This is a genomic window from Amycolatopsis sp. NPDC004747 (assembly GCF_053601335.1).
Map to the genome: position 1 here is coordinate 36,150 of NZ_JBSGBQ010000021.1, position 17,211 is coordinate 53,360.

Annotated in this window: 17 protein-coding genes; 15 read left to right on the plus strand and 2 right to left on the minus strand. The window is 70.4% G+C overall.

The window, feature by feature from the left end; genetic code table 11:
- Positions 1-119: 119 nt before the first annotated feature.
- Complete coding sequence (locus ACWEGE_RS30170) at positions 120-524, minus strand: tetratricopeptide repeat protein (RefSeq protein ID WP_449663824.1); 405 nt, start codon at positions 522-524, stop codon at positions 120-122.
- Positions 525-596: 72 nt separating this feature from the next.
- On the opposite strand from ACWEGE_RS30170, the gene ACWEGE_RS30175 reads away from it, so the two are divergent.
- From ACWEGE_RS30175 to ACWEGE_RS30245, 15 genes are all read left to right on the plus strand, one after another.
- Positions 597-1,058 carry a VOC family protein gene (locus ACWEGE_RS30175; RefSeq protein WP_449663825.1) on the plus strand — a complete coding sequence of 154 codons (462 nt, stop codon included), beginning with the start codon at positions 597-599 and terminating at the stop codon, positions 1,056-1,058.
- Positions 1,059-1,120: 62 nt separating this feature from the next.
- Complete coding sequence (gene eno, locus ACWEGE_RS30180; protein WP_449663826.1) at positions 1,121-2,407, plus strand: phosphopyruvate hydratase; 1,287 nt, start codon at positions 1,121-1,123, stop codon at positions 2,405-2,407.
- A 248-nt stretch (positions 2,408-2,655) separates the two neighbouring features.
- A complete protein-coding gene (locus ACWEGE_RS30185) occupies positions 2,656-3,018 on the plus strand; it encodes an FtsB family cell division protein (RefSeq protein WP_449663827.1) in 363 nt (120 codons plus the stop codon).
- Between the two features lie 24 nt (positions 3,019-3,042).
- Positions 3,043-3,552, plus strand: a complete 510-nt coding sequence (locus tag ACWEGE_RS30190; RefSeq protein WP_449663828.1) for a DUF501 domain-containing protein — start codon at positions 3,043-3,045, stop codon at positions 3,550-3,552.
- A 140-nt stretch (positions 3,553-3,692) separates the two neighbouring features.
- Positions 3,693-4,871, plus strand: coding sequence for a lytic transglycosylase domain-containing protein (locus ACWEGE_RS30195; protein WP_449663829.1), 1,179 nt, complete (start codon positions 3,693-3,695; stop codon positions 4,869-4,871).
- A gap of 9 nt (positions 4,872-4,880) precedes the next feature.
- Entirely contained in the window at positions 4,881-5,834 is a 954-nt protein-coding gene (locus tag ACWEGE_RS30200) for a Ppx/GppA phosphatase family protein (protein ID WP_449663830.1), read from the plus strand.
- A 287-nt stretch (positions 5,835-6,121) separates the two neighbouring features.
- Positions 6,122-7,747: a peptide ABC transporter substrate-binding protein gene (locus ACWEGE_RS30205; protein WP_449663831.1), complete on the plus strand. Its 1,626-nt coding sequence runs from the start codon at positions 6,122-6,124 to the stop codon at positions 7,745-7,747.
- Positions 7,748-7,841: 94 nt separating this feature from the next.
- The gene (locus ACWEGE_RS30210) at positions 7,842-8,771 is read left to right on the plus strand and encodes an ABC transporter permease (protein ID WP_449663832.1); all 930 of its coding nucleotides are present in this window, start codon (positions 7,842-7,844) and stop codon (positions 8,769-8,771) included.
- The gene (locus ACWEGE_RS30215) at positions 8,764-9,717 is read left to right on the plus strand and encodes an ABC transporter permease (protein ID WP_449663833.1); all 954 of its coding nucleotides are present in this window, start codon (positions 8,764-8,766) and stop codon (positions 9,715-9,717) included. The genes ACWEGE_RS30210 and ACWEGE_RS30215 overlap by 8 nt, the downstream gene beginning before the upstream one ends.
- Before the next feature lie 4 nt (positions 9,718-9,721).
- Positions 9,722-10,717, plus strand: a complete 996-nt coding sequence (locus tag ACWEGE_RS30220) for an ABC transporter ATP-binding protein (RefSeq protein WP_449663834.1) — start codon at positions 9,722-9,724, stop codon at positions 10,715-10,717.
- Positions 10,710-11,708 (plus strand): ABC transporter ATP-binding protein, encoded by a 999-nt coding sequence (locus ACWEGE_RS30225; RefSeq protein ID WP_449663835.1) that lies wholly within the window; start codon positions 10,710-10,712, stop codon positions 11,706-11,708. Before ACWEGE_RS30220 ends, ACWEGE_RS30225 begins: the two co-directional genes overlap by 8 nt.
- Before the next feature lie 74 nt (positions 11,709-11,782).
- A complete protein-coding gene (locus tag ACWEGE_RS30230; RefSeq protein WP_449663836.1) occupies positions 11,783-13,510 on the plus strand; it encodes a S8 family serine peptidase in 1,728 nt (575 codons plus the stop codon).
- A gap of 76 nt (positions 13,511-13,586) precedes the next feature.
- A complete protein-coding gene (locus ACWEGE_RS30235) occupies positions 13,587-14,423 on the plus strand; it encodes a hypothetical protein (RefSeq protein WP_449663837.1) in 837 nt (278 codons plus the stop codon).
- A gap of 46 nt (positions 14,424-14,469) precedes the next feature.
- Complete coding sequence (locus ACWEGE_RS30240; RefSeq protein WP_449663838.1) at positions 14,470-15,318, plus strand: hypothetical protein; 849 nt, start codon at positions 14,470-14,472, stop codon at positions 15,316-15,318.
- An 87-nt stretch (positions 15,319-15,405) separates the two neighbouring features.
- Positions 15,406-15,735: a hypothetical protein gene (locus ACWEGE_RS30245; RefSeq protein ID WP_449663839.1), complete on the plus strand. Its 330-nt coding sequence runs from the start codon at positions 15,406-15,408 to the stop codon at positions 15,733-15,735.
- Here the strand turns inward: ACWEGE_RS30245 and ACWEGE_RS30250 are convergent.
- Complete coding sequence (locus tag ACWEGE_RS30250; protein ID WP_449663840.1) at positions 15,713-17,206, minus strand: S10 family peptidase; 1,494 nt, start codon at positions 17,204-17,206, stop codon at positions 15,713-15,715. The genes ACWEGE_RS30245 and ACWEGE_RS30250 overlap by 23 nt on opposite strands.
- Positions 17,207-17,211: the final 5 nt, after the last annotated feature.

A 17,211-nucleotide genomic window follows, 5' to 3' on the forward strand; every position in this document is an offset into this window, starting at 1 on the left:
TCCCTGGTTTCGGTCTGGAACCAGCTTCGCCGGAGGAGGGGGTCGAGGACATCGGTCGACGGGCCCGGCCTGGTCGGCCGAAAGGCTGAGGTGACCCGGGCCGTTCGGCCCTGGTCAGGTCAGGGCTCGCGCAGCGCGATGTGTGCCTTGACCTCGCTGATCGCCTCGAGGTACTCCGGCACCGGGTTCATCGCCGACGCGATCCGCAGCTGGCCCAGTGCCTCGACGAACCGGCCGAGGCGCTGCAGCGTGCGGCCCAGGACGAACCGGGCGTAGTGGTCCGTCGGGTCCAGTTCGAGCACCCGGGTGAACGCCTCTTCGGCCCGGCGCAACTGCGCGGAGTGGAAGTACGCGCGCCCGGCCAGCAGGTGCACCGACGGCTTGTCCGTTTCGGATTCCAGCAGGGGCTGGAGCACCTTCAGCGCGTCGAGCGGACGGCGGCGGCCCACCAGGTCTTCGGCCTGGCGGAAGGCATGGAACCGCGACTCCTCGGGAGGCTGCGAAGCAGCTGCGGCGTCCGTCATGGTCGCTCCCACGTTACCCCGGGGGAGGGGGATGCACACGCCTCCGAACGGGACGTGATGGACTGTGCCGCCATGAGCAGCCCGTACCGGGGCCTGGCGCCCTACCTGTACTACGCCGACGCCACCGCGGCGCTCGCCTGGCTGACCAGGGTCTTCGGGTTCACCGAGGAGGTCCGGTTCTGCGACGGCGCCGGCGAGGTCTTCCAGGCGACGCTGCGCGCCGGCGAAGCGCGCATCCAGCTCGCCGGCGTCGGTGCGGACTACTGGCAGGCCAAGGGGGTCGACGGGCCGGTCGGCCAGCTCAACATCCTCTACGTCGACGACGTGGACGAAACGTACGCCCGGGTCGAGGCCGCGCTGGGCGACGAGTGCGAGCTCGATCCGCCGCAGGACCAGCCCTACGGCGCCCGGGTGTTCACCGTCGCCGATCTCGGGGGCAACAGCTGGACGTTCTGGCAGCAGACGTCGGAAACCGTCGAGCTGCCGCCCGGCTGGCAGGAGGTCCGCCCGGGCGGAGAGTCCTCCAACGGGTGAACTGCGGTGACGGCTAGGCTGGGCGCGTTACCGCAGGCAAAAGACGCACCGAGGAGCATGGCGTGGCTCTCATCGAGCAGGTAGGCGCGCGCGAGATTCTGGACTCGCGCGGCAACCCGACGGTCGAGGTGGAGGTGGCCCTCGACGACGGCACCCTGGCGCGGGCCGCGGTCCCGTCGGGAGCGTCGACCGGTGAGCACGAAGCGGTCGAGCTGCGTGACGGCGACACCGGCCGCTACAACGGCAAGGGCGTCGAGCGCGCGGTCGCCGCGGTGCTCGACGAGATCGGGCCGGAGATGGTCGGCATCGAGGCCGTCGACCAGCGGATCGTCGACCAGAAGCTGGTCGACCTCGACGGCACGCCGGCGAAGTCCCGCCTCGGCGCGAACGCCATCCTCGGCGTCTCGCTGGCCGTCGCGAAGGCCGCCGCGGAGTCGGCCGAGCTGGAGCTGTTCCGCTACCTGGGCGGCCCGAACGCGCACGTGCTGCCGGTGCCGATGCTGAACATCCTGAACGGTGGTTCGCACGCCGACAGCAACGTCGACGTGCAGGAGTTCATGATCGCGCCGATCGGCGCGGAAACCTTCCGCGAGGCCCTGCGCTGGGGCACCGAGGTCTACCACTCGCTGAAGTCGGTGCTGAAGGGCCGCGGCCTGGCCACCGGCCTCGGTGACGAAGGCGGCTTCGCGCCGAACCTGGGCAACAACCGCGAGGCCCTCGACCTGATCGTCCAGGCCATCGAGAAGGCCGGCTACACCCCGGGCCGCGACGTCGCGCTGGCCCTCGACGTCGCCGCGACGGAGTTCTTCGCCGACGGCGTGTACACCTTCGAGGGCGCGAAGAAGAGCGCCGAGCAGATGTCGGCCTACTACGCCGAGCTGCTGGCGAACTACCCGCTGGTGTCGATCGAGGACCCGCTGAGCGAGGACGACTGGGACGGCTGGGTCACCCTGACCGCCGACGTCGGCGAGAAGGTCCAGATCGTCGGCGACGACCTGTTCGTCACCAACCCGGACCGCCTGGAGGAGGGCATCACCCGCCGCGCCGCCAACGCGCTGCTGGTGAAGGTCAACCAGATCGGCACCCTGTCCGAGACGCTCGACGCGATCTCGCTGGCCACGTCGTTCGGCTACAAGTCGATGATGAGCCACCGCTCCGGCGAGACCGAGGACACGTTCATCGCGGACCTGGCGGTCGCCACCGGCGTCGGCCAGATCAAGACCGGCGCCCCGGCCCGCGGCGAGCGGATCGCCAAGTACAACCAGCTGCTGCGCATCGAGGAGACCCTCGGTGACGCCGCCCGGTACGCCGGCGAGCTGGCCTTCCCGCGGTTCAGCGCCGAGGCCTGACGCCGATGGCGGACCGGGGGAGGACACGTGGCCGCCGCGGCGGTGGCGGCGGTTCGGCGCGGGTCGGTGGATCCGCGCGGACCCGCCGTCCCGAAGCCGGTCGTGCGGGGAGTCCGGGATCCCGGTCGCCCCGGACGGACGGCACCGCGGCGGCGCGCCGCCGCACCGGCGACGCGGAAACCACCAGGGCCCGGCTGCGCCGGGGCTTGGCGGCGAAGCGGGCGTCGGGGGCGGCGAAGGTGCTCGGCATGTCCACCACCCGCCGCGCGGCGGTGGTGGCGATCGTGGTGTGCGCGCTGGCGTTCACCATCGCCGTGCCCCTGCGCACGTACCTCTCCCAGCGGACCGAGGTCCGCGAACAGCAGGCGCAGCAGGCCCAGCTGCAGCAGGAGGTCGCTCAGCTCCAAGGCCGCAAGGCGGAGCTGAGCGACCCCGCGCAGATCGAGGCGGAAGCCCGGCGGCGGCTGCGGTACGTCAAGCCGGGCGAGACGCCGTACATCGTCCAGCTGCCGGAGGACAAGGCACCGGACGCGGCTCCGCCTGCCGGGCAGCAGCAGGCCGCGGGCACCTCCTGGTACGAGAACCTCTGGAACCAGGTCTCGGGCGGCTGAGGGGCACGCTCTAACCTTGACCGGGTGAACAGCACGCAGCAGCACCGGTTCGAGCCCGTCACCGAAGCCGACCGCGAGATCATCGCGGAGCAGCTCGGACGGCCGCCGCGGGCGCTGCGCGCGATCGCCGCGCGGTGCCCGAGCGGGCACCCTTCCGTGGTGCAGACCAGCCCGCGGCTGGAGAACGGCACGCCGTTCCCGACGCTCTACTACCTGACCTGCCCGAAGCTGAACTCGATGATCGGCACCATCGAGGCGTCCGGGATCATGAAGGAGATGACCGAGCGGCTCACCACCGATCCCGAGCTCGCCGCGCAGTACCAGCGCACCCACGAGGTCTACCTCGCCGAGCGGGACGCCATCGAGCCGCTGGGCCACCAGGTCACCGCCGGGGGCATGCCGGGTCGCGTCAAGTGCCTGCACGTGCACGTCGCCCACTCCCTGGCCGTCGGCCCAGGTGTGAACCCGTTCGGTGACGAGACGTTGGCCCTGCTTAAGGCCAACGGGTGGCCCACCGGTGACTGCGCCGCGTAACACTCGCGCGCTGTGAACAGATAACTGGTCTGGGTGAGCGAAAACCTCGATCGCGCCTCTCGATGGGCTGAAACCTCGCCGCGCATGCGGCAGGCTGTCTTCCGGGAACGGCGATCGATCCGGCCAGGAGGGCTCCGACTATGCGCGTGTGGCGGCTGCCGACCGCAGCCGGGAGCTACGCGCGAAGATTCGGCATCCGCCACCGCACCGCGTACCCGCTGATCACCGGCATCCTGGCCGTGGTGCCGGCACTGGTGGCCGGCGGCGGCACCCTCGGCTGGCTCGGCGGGACCGGTGAGCACACCCGCGACGCCGCGCTCAGCCAGGGCTACGACCCCCGGAACGCCGCCCTCCAGCAGATCGCCGTCGACGGCACCCTCCCCGGCGCGCCCAGCCCGCTGCCCCTGCCCGCCTACGAGCTGCCCGACGGCCCGCTCGGCATCCCGGCCACCGCCCTCAAGGCGTACCGGAACGCCGCCGACATCCTCGGCCGCGAGCTGCCCGCGTGCCACATCGACTGGGCGCTGATCGCCAGCATCGGCCGGATCGAGTCCAACCACGCGCGCGGTGGCTATGTGGACGGATTCGGGACCACGCGCGAGCCGATCCTCGGCCCGCAGCTCAACGGCCAGGGCGGGTTCGCCGCGATCCCGGACACCGACCAGGGCCTGCTCGACACCGACCCGGTGTGGGACCGCGCGGTCGGCCCGACCCAGTTCATCCCGGGGACCTGGAAGGCCTACGCCTCCGACGGCAACAGCGACGGCAAGTCCGACCCGAACAACATCTTCGACGCGGCCCTGGCCACCGGCCGGTACCTGTGCTCCGGCGGGTTCGACCTGGCGAAACCGGACCAGCTGCGCGGGGCGATCTACCGGTACAACAACTCGGACACCTACGTGAACACGGTGATCCTCTGGGCGGACGCCTACCGCAACGGGATCATGCAGGTGCCGGACAGCACGGTCCCGATCGGCGCGCCCAACGCGGCGGCACTGCCCGCGCCGCCGCCGATCCCACCTCCGCCGGTTCCGACGACGACGGTCTCGACGCCGCCGCCGACGGAGACTTCGCCGCCGCCGACCTCGCCGACCTCGTCGGCACCGACGTGTGCCCCGCCCACCACGACGGTGACCACGACGACGGTCACGAGCATCACGACCGTGCCGTCGCCTACCCCGACCGGCACCGGTGACCCGAGCCCCAGCCCGACGACGACGAAAACGCCGAGTCCCACCTGCGGCGAGACGGTCACCTCGGTCACCACGTCGACCACCCCGACGACCACGACCGTGGGGTCGCCGACACCGGCCGGTTAGGGTGGCGGCATGCCTCGTGTTGCCGCCATCGACTGTGGGACCAACTCCATCCGCCTGCTCGTCGCCGAGCTGACGCCGCGCCACGACGGCACGGTCGACCTGCGCGACCTGCACCGCGAGATGCGGATCGTCCGGCTCGGCCAGGGCGTCGACGCCACCGGCGAGCTGGCCCCCGAGGCCCTCGAGCGCACCCGGGTGGCGCTGGCCGACTACACGATCGCCGCGCGGCGCAAGGGCGTGGAGAAGGTCCGCATGGTCGCGACCTCGGCCACCCGCGACGCGAAGAACCGCGACGAGTTCTTCCGGATGACCCGCGAGACCCTCGGCGTCGAGGCCGAGGTGATCAGCGGCGACGAAGAGGCGCGGCTGTCGTTCACCGGCGCGGTCGGGGAGCAAGACCCGGATGACGGCCCGTTCGTGGTGGTCGACGTCGGCGGCGGCTCGACCGAGCTGGTCCTCGGCACGTGGGACGGCCGGCAGGCGGAGGTGCTCGCGGCGAAGTCGGTCGACATCGGCTGCGTCCGCATCACCGAGCGCGCGCTGAAGAGCGACCCGCCGACGGCGGGCGAGATCGCGACCGCCCGCGACCTGGCGGGCAAGGTGCTGACGGACGCGTTCGACGTCGTCGACGTCAGCCGCGCCCGCACGTGGGTGGGTGTCGCGGGCACGGTGACCACGCTGTCGGCGATCGCGCTCGGCCTGCCGGAGTACGACAGCGAGCGGGTCCACCTGTCCACTTTGACCGCGGCGGACATCGACCGCCTCGCCTCGGAGCTGCTGCACAGCGACCACGCCACCCGCGCGGCCAACCCGGTGATCCACCCGGGCCGCGTGGACGTGATCGGCGGCGGCGCGGTAGTGGTCCAGACCCTGGCCGAACAGCTCGCCGCCCGCGGCGGCCCGACCGAGCTGGTGGTCAGCGAACACGACATCCTGGACGGCATCGCCCTCTCGCTCGCCTGACTCAGCGTGATCGGACCGGGGCCGCGCTCGCGCGCGCCCCCGGTTGCCTTACCGACCGTTCGGCCGCCCCAAAGGGCTTGTGCCGCAACGGAACCGTGGGTGAGCGCGTGATGACCTGCAGTCCGCGCTGCGCCGTCCGGAGTATCCGGATTCCTACGTTGGTTGTGCTCCAACCAGGTGGTCCCGACGACCGTCACACATTTGCAACACCGCAGTCCTGTGATCAGCTTCATCGGCCCCGATAGCGTGCGTCTCACCTTTCGGACACACCGGATATGGAGGGGATCATGCGTCGTTCGCGCAGGCTCTGGGGACCCACGGTGGTGATGACCTCGCTGGCGCTCGCGCTCGCCGCGTGCGGTGGTGGTTCGGGCAGCTCCACGGGCGCCGGCGGGACGGATCCGGACGGCACCGTCAGCGTCTACGGCACCGAACCGCAGAACGCGCTGGTCCCGACCAACATCAACGACCTGGGCGGCACCAAGGCGGTCCAGCCGATGTTCGCCACGCTGGTCGGGTTCAAGGGCGCGGACGCCAAGCCCTTCAACCTGATGGCGGACTCGATCACCACGACCGACTCCAAGGTCTACGACATCAAGATCAAGCAGGGCTGGAAGTTCCACGACGGCACCGAGGTGAAGGCGCACAACTTCATCGACGCCTGGAACTACGGCGCCTACGCGCCGAACGGCCAGCTCAACACCGACTTCTACTCGAACATCCAGGGCTACGCCGACGTCCACCCCGAGGACGAGAACGCCAAGCCGGCCACGGACAAGATGTCCGGGCTGGTCGCGAAGGGCGACTACGAGTTCCAGGTGACGCTCAACGCGCCCTTCTCCGTCTTCGACATCAAGGTCGGCTACCAGGCCTTCGCGCCGCTGCCCGACTCGTTCTTCAAGGATCCCAAGGCCTTCGAGCAGCACCCGATCGGCAACGGCCCGCTCAAGTTCGTCTCGCGGACGCCCAACCAGGACATCAAGCTCACCCGGTTCGACGACTACAAGGGTGACGACAAGGTCAAGTTCAAGAACCTCGACATCAAGATCTACTCCAGCCAGGAGACCGCCTACCAGGACCTGCTGAGCGGGCGGCTCGACTTCATGGAGGCGCTGCCGCCGTCGGCGGTCTCGGGCGGCAAGTACAAGAACGACCTCGGCGACCGGCTGGTCACCGGCCACCTGCTCGGCATCAGCACCATCGCCGTCCCGTACTACGTGCCCGGCTACAACAACCTCGAGCTGCGCAAGGCCATCTCGATGGCGATCGACCGCGCGCAGATCACCAAGACCGTCATGAACGACACCTACGTGCCGGCGGACGGCTACATCTCGCAGGGCATCCAGGGCGCGCGTGAAGGCGTCTGCAAGTTCTGCCACTTCGACCCGGCGGCGGCCAAGGAGGCCTTCCAGAAGTCGGGCTTCCAGGGCAAGCTGACCATCGCGTCCAACGCGGACGGTGGCCGCAAGGAACCGCTGGTCGCGGCGTGCAACAGCATCAAGAACACCCTCGGCGTCGAGTGCGACTTCGTGCCCGCCACCGACTTCGGCCAGTGGCGCAGCATCGTGACCGGCCACAAGCTGACCGGCATGGGCCGTTCGGACTGGTCGGCGGACTACCCGTCCATCGAGGACTTCCTCAACCCGATCTTCAAGACCGGCGGGTCCTCGAACGACTCGACGTACTCGAACCCGAAGGTCGACGCGCTGCTCGCGCAGGCCGACGCCACCGCCGACAAGGAGGCCGCGGTCAAGCTGTACCAGCAGGCCGAGGACCTCGTCGCGCAGGACCTGCCGACGATCCCGGTGTGGGACGAGAAGGGGGTCGCGGCCAAGTCGAAGAACCTCAAGACGGCGGCCCTGGACTTCCGCCGGATGCCGGACTACCCCTCGATCGAGGTCCTGAAGAAGTAGTTGCGGCTCCCACCACCACGCCGTCGTGAGTGGTAAGGCGGGTTGGAACCCGCCTTACCGCTCACGACGGCCGCGGCAGACTCAGGAACTCTTCATGACCCGCTACGTCCTGCGACGGCTGCTCCAGCTGATCCCGGTGTTCTTCGGCACCACGTTCCTCATCTACGTCCTGGTCTGGGCCGTGCCCGGCGACCCGTTCTCCGGCAAGTGCGGCCAGGCCGCCTGCCCGCCGGCCTACATCGCCCTGATGACCGAGAAGTTCCACCTCGACGACAACATCTTCGTCCAGTACTTCAAGTACCTCGGGAGCCTGTTCACCGGCGACTGGGGCGAAACCTTCAACGGCACGTCCGTCGGCGAGCTGATCGCGACGTCCTACCCGATCACGCTGCGCCTGGCGGTGATCGCCGTGGTCATCGAAGCGGTCATCGGGCTCACGGCCGGGGTGCTGACCGGCCTGCGCGGCAAGGGTTTCCTCGACAACCTCGTGCTGGTCTCGACCACGTTCCTGATCTCGCTGCCGGTGTTCGTCACCGCGATCGTGCTGCAGCTCGCCCTGGGCAGCAACGGCCTCGGCTGGATCGAGGCGAGCGTGTCCGACGACCCGGGCATCGGCGAGCTCATCGTGCCGGGCATCGCGCTCGGCAGCCTGTCCATGGCGTACGTGGCCCGGCTGGCGCGCACGAGCATCGCGGAGAACCGCCGCGCCGACTACGTGCGGACGGCGATCGCGAAGGGCCAGCCGCAGAGCCGGGTCGTGCTCGTCCACCTGCTGCGCAACTCGGTGATCCCGGTGCTGACGTTCCTCGGCACCGACCTCGGCGCACTGATGGGCGGCGCGATCGTCACCGAGGGCGTGTTCAACATCAACGGACTGGGCGGGCTCATCTTCCGCGGCATCCAGAACCGGGAGAGCGCCACCGTCGTCGGCGTGGTCGTCCTGCTGGTGCTGGTGTACCTGCTGATGAGCCTGGTCGTCGACCTGCTGTACGCCGTTCTCGACCCGAGGATCCGCTATGACTGACCCGAACCTGATCGGCGGCGGCGGGGCCGACGCGGCGGAGCTGTCCCGGGTGGACGACTCCGCCACCACGCCGCAGAAGCCCCGCAGCCTGTGGAGCGACGCCTGGCGGCAGCTGCGGCGCAAGCCGGCGGCGCTCGCCTCGGCGGTGATCATCCTGTTCATCGTGCTGATCGCGATCGCGCCCGGGCTGTTCAGCTCGCGCGACGCGGGTTTCAGCGATCTCGCGCACGCGAACGAGAGCCCGTCCGCGGACGCCTGGTTCGGCTACGACAACCAGGGCCAGGACGTCTACGCCCGCACCATCTACGGCACCCGCGCGTCGGTGCTGGTCGGCGTGTTCGCCACGCTGCTGACCGTCCTCATCGGCTCGGTGATCGGCATCGTCGCCGGCTACTACGGCCGGCTCGTGGACAGCCTGCTCTCGCGCTTCGGCGACATCTTCGCCGGCCTGCCGTTCGTGCTCGGCGCGATCGTCATCCTGACGACGTTCAACGCACCCGGCGCCAACCCCGGCGCGGTCACCATCATCGTCCAGGTGGTCTGTTCCATCGCGGTGCTGAGCTGGCCGGTGGGCATGCGCATCATGCGCTCGGCGACGCTGGTGGCCAAGCAGCTCGACTACGTCAAGGCCGCGCGCGGCCTCGGCGCGAGCACCCCGCGGATCATCTTCCGGCACCTGCTGCCGAACACGATCGCGCCGGTGCTGGTGTACGCCACCATCGCGCTCGGCGCGTTCATCGGCGCCGAGGCGACGCTCGCGTACCTCGGCATCGGCGTGCGCGCGCCGGTGATCTCGTGGGGCGTGCTGATCGCCGACTCGCGGGACTACTTCCGGAACGACCCGCACATGCTGCTGTTCCCCGGTGCCTTCGTCACCCTGACCGTGCTGGCCTTCGTGATGCTGGGCGACGGCATCCGCGACGCGCTCGATCCGAAGTCGAGGTAAGTCCTTGTCCGACAACGAACTCCTGCTCGAAGTCGAAGACCTGCACGTCGAGTTCCGGACCTCCGACGGCGTGGCGAACGTGCTCAACGGCGTCAGCTATTCGGTGCACGCCGGGGAAACCCTGGCCGTGCTCGGCGAATCCGGCTCCGGGAAGAGCGTCACCGCCCAGACGGTGATGGGCATCCTGGACATGCCGCCCGGCGTGATCACCGCCGGTGCCGTGCGCTGGCGCGGCGAGGACCTGCTGACGGCGTCCGAAGAACGCCGCCGCGAGGTGCGCGGCAGCGAGATCGCGATGATCTTCCAGGACGCGCTGTCCGCGTTGAACCCGGTGTTCACCGTGGGCTTCCAGATCGAGGAGCAGTTGCGCTTCCGCCTCGGGATGTCCAAAAAGGATGCCCGGAAGCGCGCGATCGAGCTGCTCGACATCGTCCGCATCCCGGCCGCGGAACGCCGGATCAAGGACTACCCGCACCAGTTCTCCGGTGGCATGCGCCAGCGCGCGATGATCGCGATGTCGCTGGCGCTCGACCCGGACCTGCTCATCGCCGACGAGCCGACCACCGCCCTCGACGTCACCGTGCAGGCCCAGATCATGGACCTGCTGCACGAGATCCAGACCGAACGCAAGATGGGCCTGGTCCTGATCACCCACGACCTCGGGGTGGTCGCCGAGGTCGCCGACCGGATCGCGGTGATGTACGCGGGCCGGATCGTCGAGCAGGCCGACGCCGTCGAGCTGTTCCGCGCGCCGGCGCACCCGTACACCGCCGCGCTGATGGACTCCCTGCCCCGGCTCGACCTCAAAGGACAGACGCTGGAAACCATCAAGGGCCTGCCGCCCAGCCTGCTGGACATCCCGCCCGGCTGTCCGTTCCACCCGCGGTGCAAGCGGGCCGAGGCCAAGTGCAGCACGGAAGTCCCACCGCAGCACGCGATCGGCTTCGGTCGCACCAGCGCGTGCCACTTCGCCGAAGAGGTGGTGAGCTCCCGTGCCTGAACCCATTTTGTCGGTCACCGATCTCCAGAAGTACTTCCCGGTCCGCACCGGCATCCTGTTCAAGAAGACGATCGGCCAGGTCAAGGCGGTCGACGGCGTCTCGTTCGACCTGATGCCGGGCGAGACGCTCGGCGTCGTCGGCGAGTCCGGCTGCGGGAAGTCGACGCTCGCCCAGGTCCTGATGCGCCTGGAAGAGCCGACCGGCGGCACGGCGAAGTTCGAAGGCCGCGACATCTTCGCCATGCGCGGCGCCGAGCTGCGGAAGCTGCGGCGCGAAATCCAGATCGTGCTGCAGGACCCGTACACCTCGCTGAACCCGCGCATGACGGTCGGCGACATCGTCGGCGAGCCGTTCGAAATCCACTCCGAAGTCGCCCCGAAGGGCTCGCGGGCGGGCAAGGTCCGGGAGCTGCTGGAGGTGGTCGGGCTCAACCCCGAGCACCTCAACCGCTACCCGCACCAGTTCTCCGGCGGGCAGCGCCAGCGCATCGGCATCGCGCGGGCGCTCGCGCTGCGGCCCAAGGTGATCATCTGCGACGAGCCGGTGTCCGCTTTGGACGTCTCGATCCAGGCGCAGGTGATGAACCTGCTCGGCGACCTGCAGGGCGAGTTCGGCCTGTCCTACGTCTTCATCGCGCACGACCTTTCGGTGGTGCGGCACCTGTCGAACCGGGTCGCGGTGATGTACCTGGGCAAGATCGTCGAACTCGGCACCGACGAGGAGATCTACGAGCGACCGTCCCATCCGTACACCCAGGCGCTGCTGTCCGCGGTGCCGGTGGCGGACCCGGCCGTGCGCGGCCGCCGCCAGGTGATCCGGCTGACCGGCGACGTGCCGAGCCCGCTGGATCCCCCGTCCGGGTGCCGGTTCCGCACGCGGTGCTGGAAGGCCGAGGACCGCTGCGCGACCGAGGTCCCGGAGCTGGTGCCCAGGACCGACGGGCACTTGTCAGCTTGTCACTTCGCCGAGCAGAAGTCGGTTGTTCCGTAACGTACGTTTGGCCGTTGTTTACGCATTGTCCGATCTATACGGTGCAGGAACCGCTTTCCGCGAGGAGGAGAAACGTGAAGAGACCCAGGCTTCTGGCCGCGGTGCTGGCCGTGCCGCTGTTCGGCGCGGTTTCCGCGGTCGCGGTCCCGGCCGCGTCGGCGCAGCCCGCACTGGCCGGCCCGGCGACCGAGTTCACCGTGCTCGCCAAGGACGTCCAGAGCATCGGCAGCGCCCAGCGGGCGATCAAGGCCGCGGGCGGCACGGTACTGGAGACCAACACCGCGGTCGGCCTGATCAGGGCGAGCGCGCCGGCATCGGGCTTCACCGAGCGCGTGTCCACCGACCGCGCGGTGTTCGGTGCCGCCAAGGCCCAGTCCATCGGCTCGGTGCCGAAGACGGGCAAGCGGGCCAAGGGCGACGCCGGTGTCGAGAAGGAAGGCCGCGGAACCGCTTCTTCGAAGAAGGCCGACGCGAACAAGGCCGTCGGGATGGACCCGCTGGACGACCAGCTCTGGGGCCTCAAGTCCGTCCGCTCGGACCTCTCGCGCACCAAGCAGCCGGGCAGCAAGCAGGTCAAGGTCGGCGTCATCGACACCGGCATCGACGGCACGCACCCGGACATCGCGCCGAACTTCGACGAAGCCGACTCCCGCAACTTCACCCGTGACATCCCGACCGACGTCAACGGCGCCGAAGTCGACGGCCCGTGTGAGTTCCGCGGCTGCGTCGACCCGGTCAACCACGACGACGGCGGCCACGGCACGCACGTCGCCGGCACCATCGCCGCCGCGGCCAACGGCTTCGGCCTCTCCGGTGTCGCGCCGAACGTGACGCTGGTGAACATCCGCGCCGGCCAGGACTCGGGCTACTTCTTCCTGCAGCCGACGGTCGACGCGCTGACCTACGCCGGCGACGCGGGCATCGACGTGGTCAACATGTCGTTCTACACCGACCCGTGGCTGTACAACTGCACGGCGAACCCGGCGGATTCGCCCGCCGAGCAGGCCGAGCAGCGCACGATCATCGAGGCGACCCAGCGCGCGCTGAACTACGCGCACCGCAAGGGCGTCACGATGGTGGTCGCGCTGGGCAACCAGCACACCGACCTCGGCTCGCCGCAGCCGGACACCACGAGCCCCGACTACCCGGCGAACAGCACGCACCCCCGCACGGTGGACAACTCGACCTGCCTCAACCTGCCGGTCGAGGGCAACCACACGATCGGCGTGAGCTCGTTCGGGCCGTCCCAGAAGAAGGCGGACTACTCGAACTACGGCCTCGAGCAGATCTCGGTTTCGGCCCCGGGCGGCTTCTTCCGCGACGGCTTCGGCACGCCGTGGTACCGCACGGTCGAGAACGAAATCCTTTCCACGTACCCGAAGAACGTGGGTGTCGCGGAGGGCAACATCGACGCGGACGGCAACATCACGCCGGACGGCGTCACGGCGGGCGTCAAGAAGGCGACGGCTCCGGACGGCCGGGTCGGCTACTACCAGTGGCTGCAGGGCACGTCGATGGCCGCCCCGCACGCGACCGGGGTCGCGGCGCTGATCATCTCGCAGTACGGCAAGAAGTCGCACGGCGAGTTCGGGATGGACCCGGACAAGGTCCAGCGCGTCCTGGAGGGCACGGCGGCCCAGATCGCCTGCCCGGTGCCGCGGACGGTGGACTACCTGAAGGAGGGCCGCGACGCGACGTTCACGGCCACCTGCCAGGGTGACCCGTCGTTCAACGGTTTCTACGGCCACGGCGCGGTCGACGCCTACGCGGCGGTGACGCGCGGGTCGCAGTACCTGAAGTAGTTCGAAGCGCGACGCCCCGGACAGGCAACCTGTCCGGGGCGTCGCGCGTGTAACGGCGGAACTGGGGGGTGTTCCGTTGATCGTTCGTGAGCCGGCGCTGCCGGTCGACCCGAGGCTGCCCGGCGAGCCCACGGTGCTCGAGGTGGGCTGGGCGCGGCTGTGGCTGGGCCAACGCGGGGTGAACGTGTGGCTGCCGACGCGGCTGCTGGCGCTGCGCATCGGCGCTCGCCGCCAGAAGCTGCCCGAACGACCGGGGTACGTCGTCGTCACCGCGCTCGGGACGTTCGCGTTCCCGTTCCTGGCCGCCCACGTCGACCTGCCGGGGCAGGCCGCGTCCCTGGTCCTTCTCTTCACCGCCTTCCAGGTGGTGCGCTGGCGCCGGGTGCAGCGCCGCGAACAGCTCGCGGAGCGCTGGACGGCCGCCGGGAGCCCGCTCCCGCTCCGCGTGGCCGCGAACCAGGTCGGCTGGTGGTACCTGGTTTCGGCGGCCCTCACGTTCGTCGGCGGGGCGGTGTTGTGCGCGGCGTCGTTCCTGACCCGGCCGCAGTTCACCTGGAAGCACTGGTACCTGCCGTCCGTCGCGGTCGGGGTGCACACGGTCACGCTGGCGGTCGGCGCCGGCGCGACCGCGCTGGTGCTCGCCAGGGTGCTCCGCGCGCCGGTGCTCGCGGAGGACGAGGCGTCGCGGCTGGTCGACGAGGTCCTGCGCGCCGAGGACGGCTACCGGTTCGCGCCTTCCGTGCTGTACGCCGCCTTGGCGGTGCCGGTCTTCGTCGTCGACTGGGCGGCCCCGGGCCTGCTGGGGTGGTCCGCGCTGGCGTACCTGGTCACGGTGGTCGCCCTGCAGCTGGCCGGCTGGCTGTCGGTGCGCCGCCGCTATCGACGGCTGCCGCCCGGCTTCTACGGCCGGTAAACCGTTCCGGCGCTTCGGGCGTGTACGGCGGACAGGGGAGGGGGCCATGGGGGAACAGGTACCGAGCCGCGGCGAGTTCGTGCAGGCGGCGGTCTGGCTGGGGCGGCACGGGGTGCGGGTGGGCATCCCGACGCGGCTGCTCGCCACCCGGCTGGGTGTCCGCAGTACCGCGCACCCCCGGTCGCTGCTGATCGGCCAGATCGGGATCCTGCTGGCGACGCTCGCCGCCGCCGTCGCCTACCAGTGCCTGCAGTACCTGCCCGGGGTCCGGGGCGTGGAGATGACCGAAAGCAAGGTGCCGTACTTCCTGCTCATCGGGAGCCAGCTGGCCTTTTGGTCCGCGTTCCGGCGGCGGGACCGGCAGGCGTTGGACCTGCTCGGCGATCGCGTGCTCGCCCGGCCCCGGCCGTCCTGGCGCGCGTCGCTCGGAAGCTGGTACCTCGCGTCGGCCGCGGTCACGTTCGCCGGGGGCGCGGCGCTCGGGGGCACGATGTTCTTCGCGACGCCGTACCGGACCTACGCCTGGAGCTGGCTCGGCGTGCTCGCACTCGGTGCGGTGGTGTGCACGGTGATCGTGACCGGGGTGCTCCGCCGCCCGGTGATCGCCGAAGACGAGCCGTCCGCCGCCGTCGACGCCGTGCTGCGGATCGAGGACCTGTACACCGCGCTGCCGTCGGGCTACGCCGTGCCGGTGCTCATCGACCTGGTCACCACCCAGCGCCAGCCACCCGGCTTCACGCCATGGCTGGTCGGTTACGCGGTGCTGGCGATCACCCTGCAGGTGATCGGCGCGCTCCTCGGCCGCCGCCGGCGCCCGGCGCTCCCGGACGGCGACTACGGCGTCCCGCTGCCGGCCCAGGCCGGGCCGGGCTGGTCACCGGAGGCCGCCCGGTGATCGCGTCGGCAGCCCGGTGCCTGCTGGAGGTCCGGTGGTGACGGAAGCAGCGTGGACGACGCTCGCCGAGAGGCAGGGCGCGCGGGCGTGGCCGGCCGAACGCGGGGCTGGTGGTACCTGGCCGCGGCAGCGACGACGTTCGGCGGCGGCGCGGTGCTGTGCGCCGTGTCCGCCGCCCAGCCGCTGGGCTGGGCGGCGGCGCTGGTGATCGGCGCCGTCTGCACGGCGCCGGTCCTCGAGCGGGCCCTGCGCGCCCCGGTGATCGCCGAGGACGAGGCATCGGCGGCCGTCGACGCGGCCTTGCGGGCCTACGACACCCGGGCGTTCGCGGCGCCGTTCGTGTTCACGTACCTGGCCTGGATCGACCTGTTCGCGGGCCGGCCGCGGCCCGTGCTCAGCGGTTCGACGCCCGCTTGACGAACTTCGCCAGGTCCTTCGACTGCTGCACCCGCGTCGGCTCGTGGACGTACATCATGTGGCCCGCCGGGTAGTACGCCGTGTCGATGTTCTCGCGCAGTTCCTCCGGGATCTGCAGGTGGGCCAGCACGTGCTCGGCCGCGTAGTACGCCGTCGCGCCGTCGTAGTGGCCGAACGCCACGTGCACCTTCAGGTGCGGGTTCGCCCGCATCGCCGCGCTCAGCGAGTCCACCACCGACACCGAACGGCCTTCGAACTCCGAGTACGACCACGCCTTGAACGTGTCCTCGTGGATCAGCTCGTAGGGCAGGTCGTTGGCGTACCCGAGCTCCGCCCGCACGTAGTGGTTGAACGCCGCCGCGTAGGCGCCGATCACGCGGGAGATCGACGGGTCGTCGCTCATGTGCTCGCGGCCGCCGTCCGGCTCCCACGTCGTGAACCGGCCGTCCATCCGGCCGACCACCAGGCCGCGGTCGCGCAGCAGCTCGGTGAAGAACCGGACGTGCTCGATCCGCAGGTTCACCCGGTCCACATAGGACTCGCTGAGCCCGGTCAGCGAGGCCAGCGTGGCCACCGCGTCCGTCCTGTCCTGAGTGGACAGACGGGCGCCGCGGGCCAGCGCCCACGGCAGGTCCTTCGCCGCGAAGTCCTCGGCGTCGGCGAGGACGTCGTCGAGCGGGCGCTCGCCGTGCAGGCCGTGGTAGTGCGCGATCGCCGCGTACGTCGGCACGTACAGCGAGTACGGGAGGTCGTTGCCCTCCGTGAACCGCAGCGTGCCCAGGTCGAGCACCGACGAGATGAGCAGCAGGCCGTTCAGGTAGAGCCCGTGCCGGTCCTGCAGGTGCGCGGCCAGCCCGGCCGCGCGCAGCGTGCCGTAGGACTCGCCGGCCAGGAACTTCGGCGACAGCCAGCGCTCGTGGCGCGACACCCACAGCCGGATGACCTCGCCGACCGATTCGATGTCGCCCTTGAAGCCGTGGAAGTCCTTCGTCTCGCCGCCGTCGGACGCGCGCGAGTAGCCGGTCGACACCGGGTCGATGAACACGAGGTCGCTGTGCGCCAGCAGCGTTTCGGGGTTGTCGGCCAGCCCGTACGGCGGCGGCACCAGGTCGTCGACGTCACCCGAGAGCACCCGCCGCGGCCCGAGCAGGCCCATGTGCAGCCAGATGCTCGACGAGCCGGGGCCGCCGTTGAAGGCGAAGGTGACCGGCCGCGACCCCGGGTCGGCGTCGTCGAGGGTGTAGGAGGTGATGAACACCTCGGCCTTCGCCTTGAAGCCCTCGGACTTGCCGTCCTTGACGATCTCCTTGCGGAGGACGATCCGTCCCGCTTTCGCGGTGTACGCGAGCTTCTTCCGCTTCACGGTCAGCGTGTGCTGGGTCGTGACGACGTCGTCGGTGGGCTCGGCCGCGATCTCGGTCGCCTCCGCGGCCTTCGGTTCGGGAGCCTCTTCGGGGGTGCTGTCCGCCATGGACC

Excerpts from the sequence above, each read along its gene's own strand:
- ACWEGE_RS30250 (WP_449663840.1), bottom strand. The coding sequence starts at position 17,206 with ATGGCGGACAGCACCCCCGAAGAGGCTCCCGAACCGAAGGCCGCGGAG.
- ACWEGE_RS30200 (WP_449663830.1), top strand. The coding sequence starts at position 4,881 with ATGCCTCGTGTTGCCGCCATCGACTGTGGGACCAACTCCATCCGCCTG.
- ACWEGE_RS30215 (WP_449663833.1), top strand. The coding sequence starts at position 8,764 with ATGACTGACCCGAACCTGATCGGCGGCGGCGGGGCCGACGCGGCGGAG.
- ACWEGE_RS30195 (WP_449663829.1), top strand. The coding sequence starts at position 3,693 with ATGCGCGTGTGGCGGCTGCCGACCGCAGCCGGGAGCTACGCGCGAAGA.
- ACWEGE_RS30185 (WP_449663827.1), top strand. The coding sequence starts at position 2,656 with ATGTCCACCACCCGCCGCGCGGCGGTGGTGGCGATCGTGGTGTGCGCG.
- ACWEGE_RS30175 (WP_449663825.1), top strand. The coding sequence starts at position 597 with ATGAGCAGCCCGTACCGGGGCCTGGCGCCCTACCTGTACTACGCCGAC.
- ACWEGE_RS30210 (WP_449663832.1), top strand. The coding sequence starts at position 7,842 with ATGACCCGCTACGTCCTGCGACGGCTGCTCCAGCTGATCCCGGTGTTC.
- ACWEGE_RS30170 (WP_449663824.1), bottom strand. The coding sequence starts at position 524 with ATGACGGACGCCGCAGCTGCTTCGCAGCCTCCCGAGGAGTCGCGGTTC.
- ACWEGE_RS30205 (WP_449663831.1), top strand. The coding sequence starts at position 6,122 with ATGCGTCGTTCGCGCAGGCTCTGGGGACCCACGGTGGTGATGACCTCG.
- ACWEGE_RS30240 (WP_449663838.1), top strand. The coding sequence starts at position 14,470 with ATGGGGGAACAGGTACCGAGCCGCGGCGAGTTCGTGCAGGCGGCGGTC.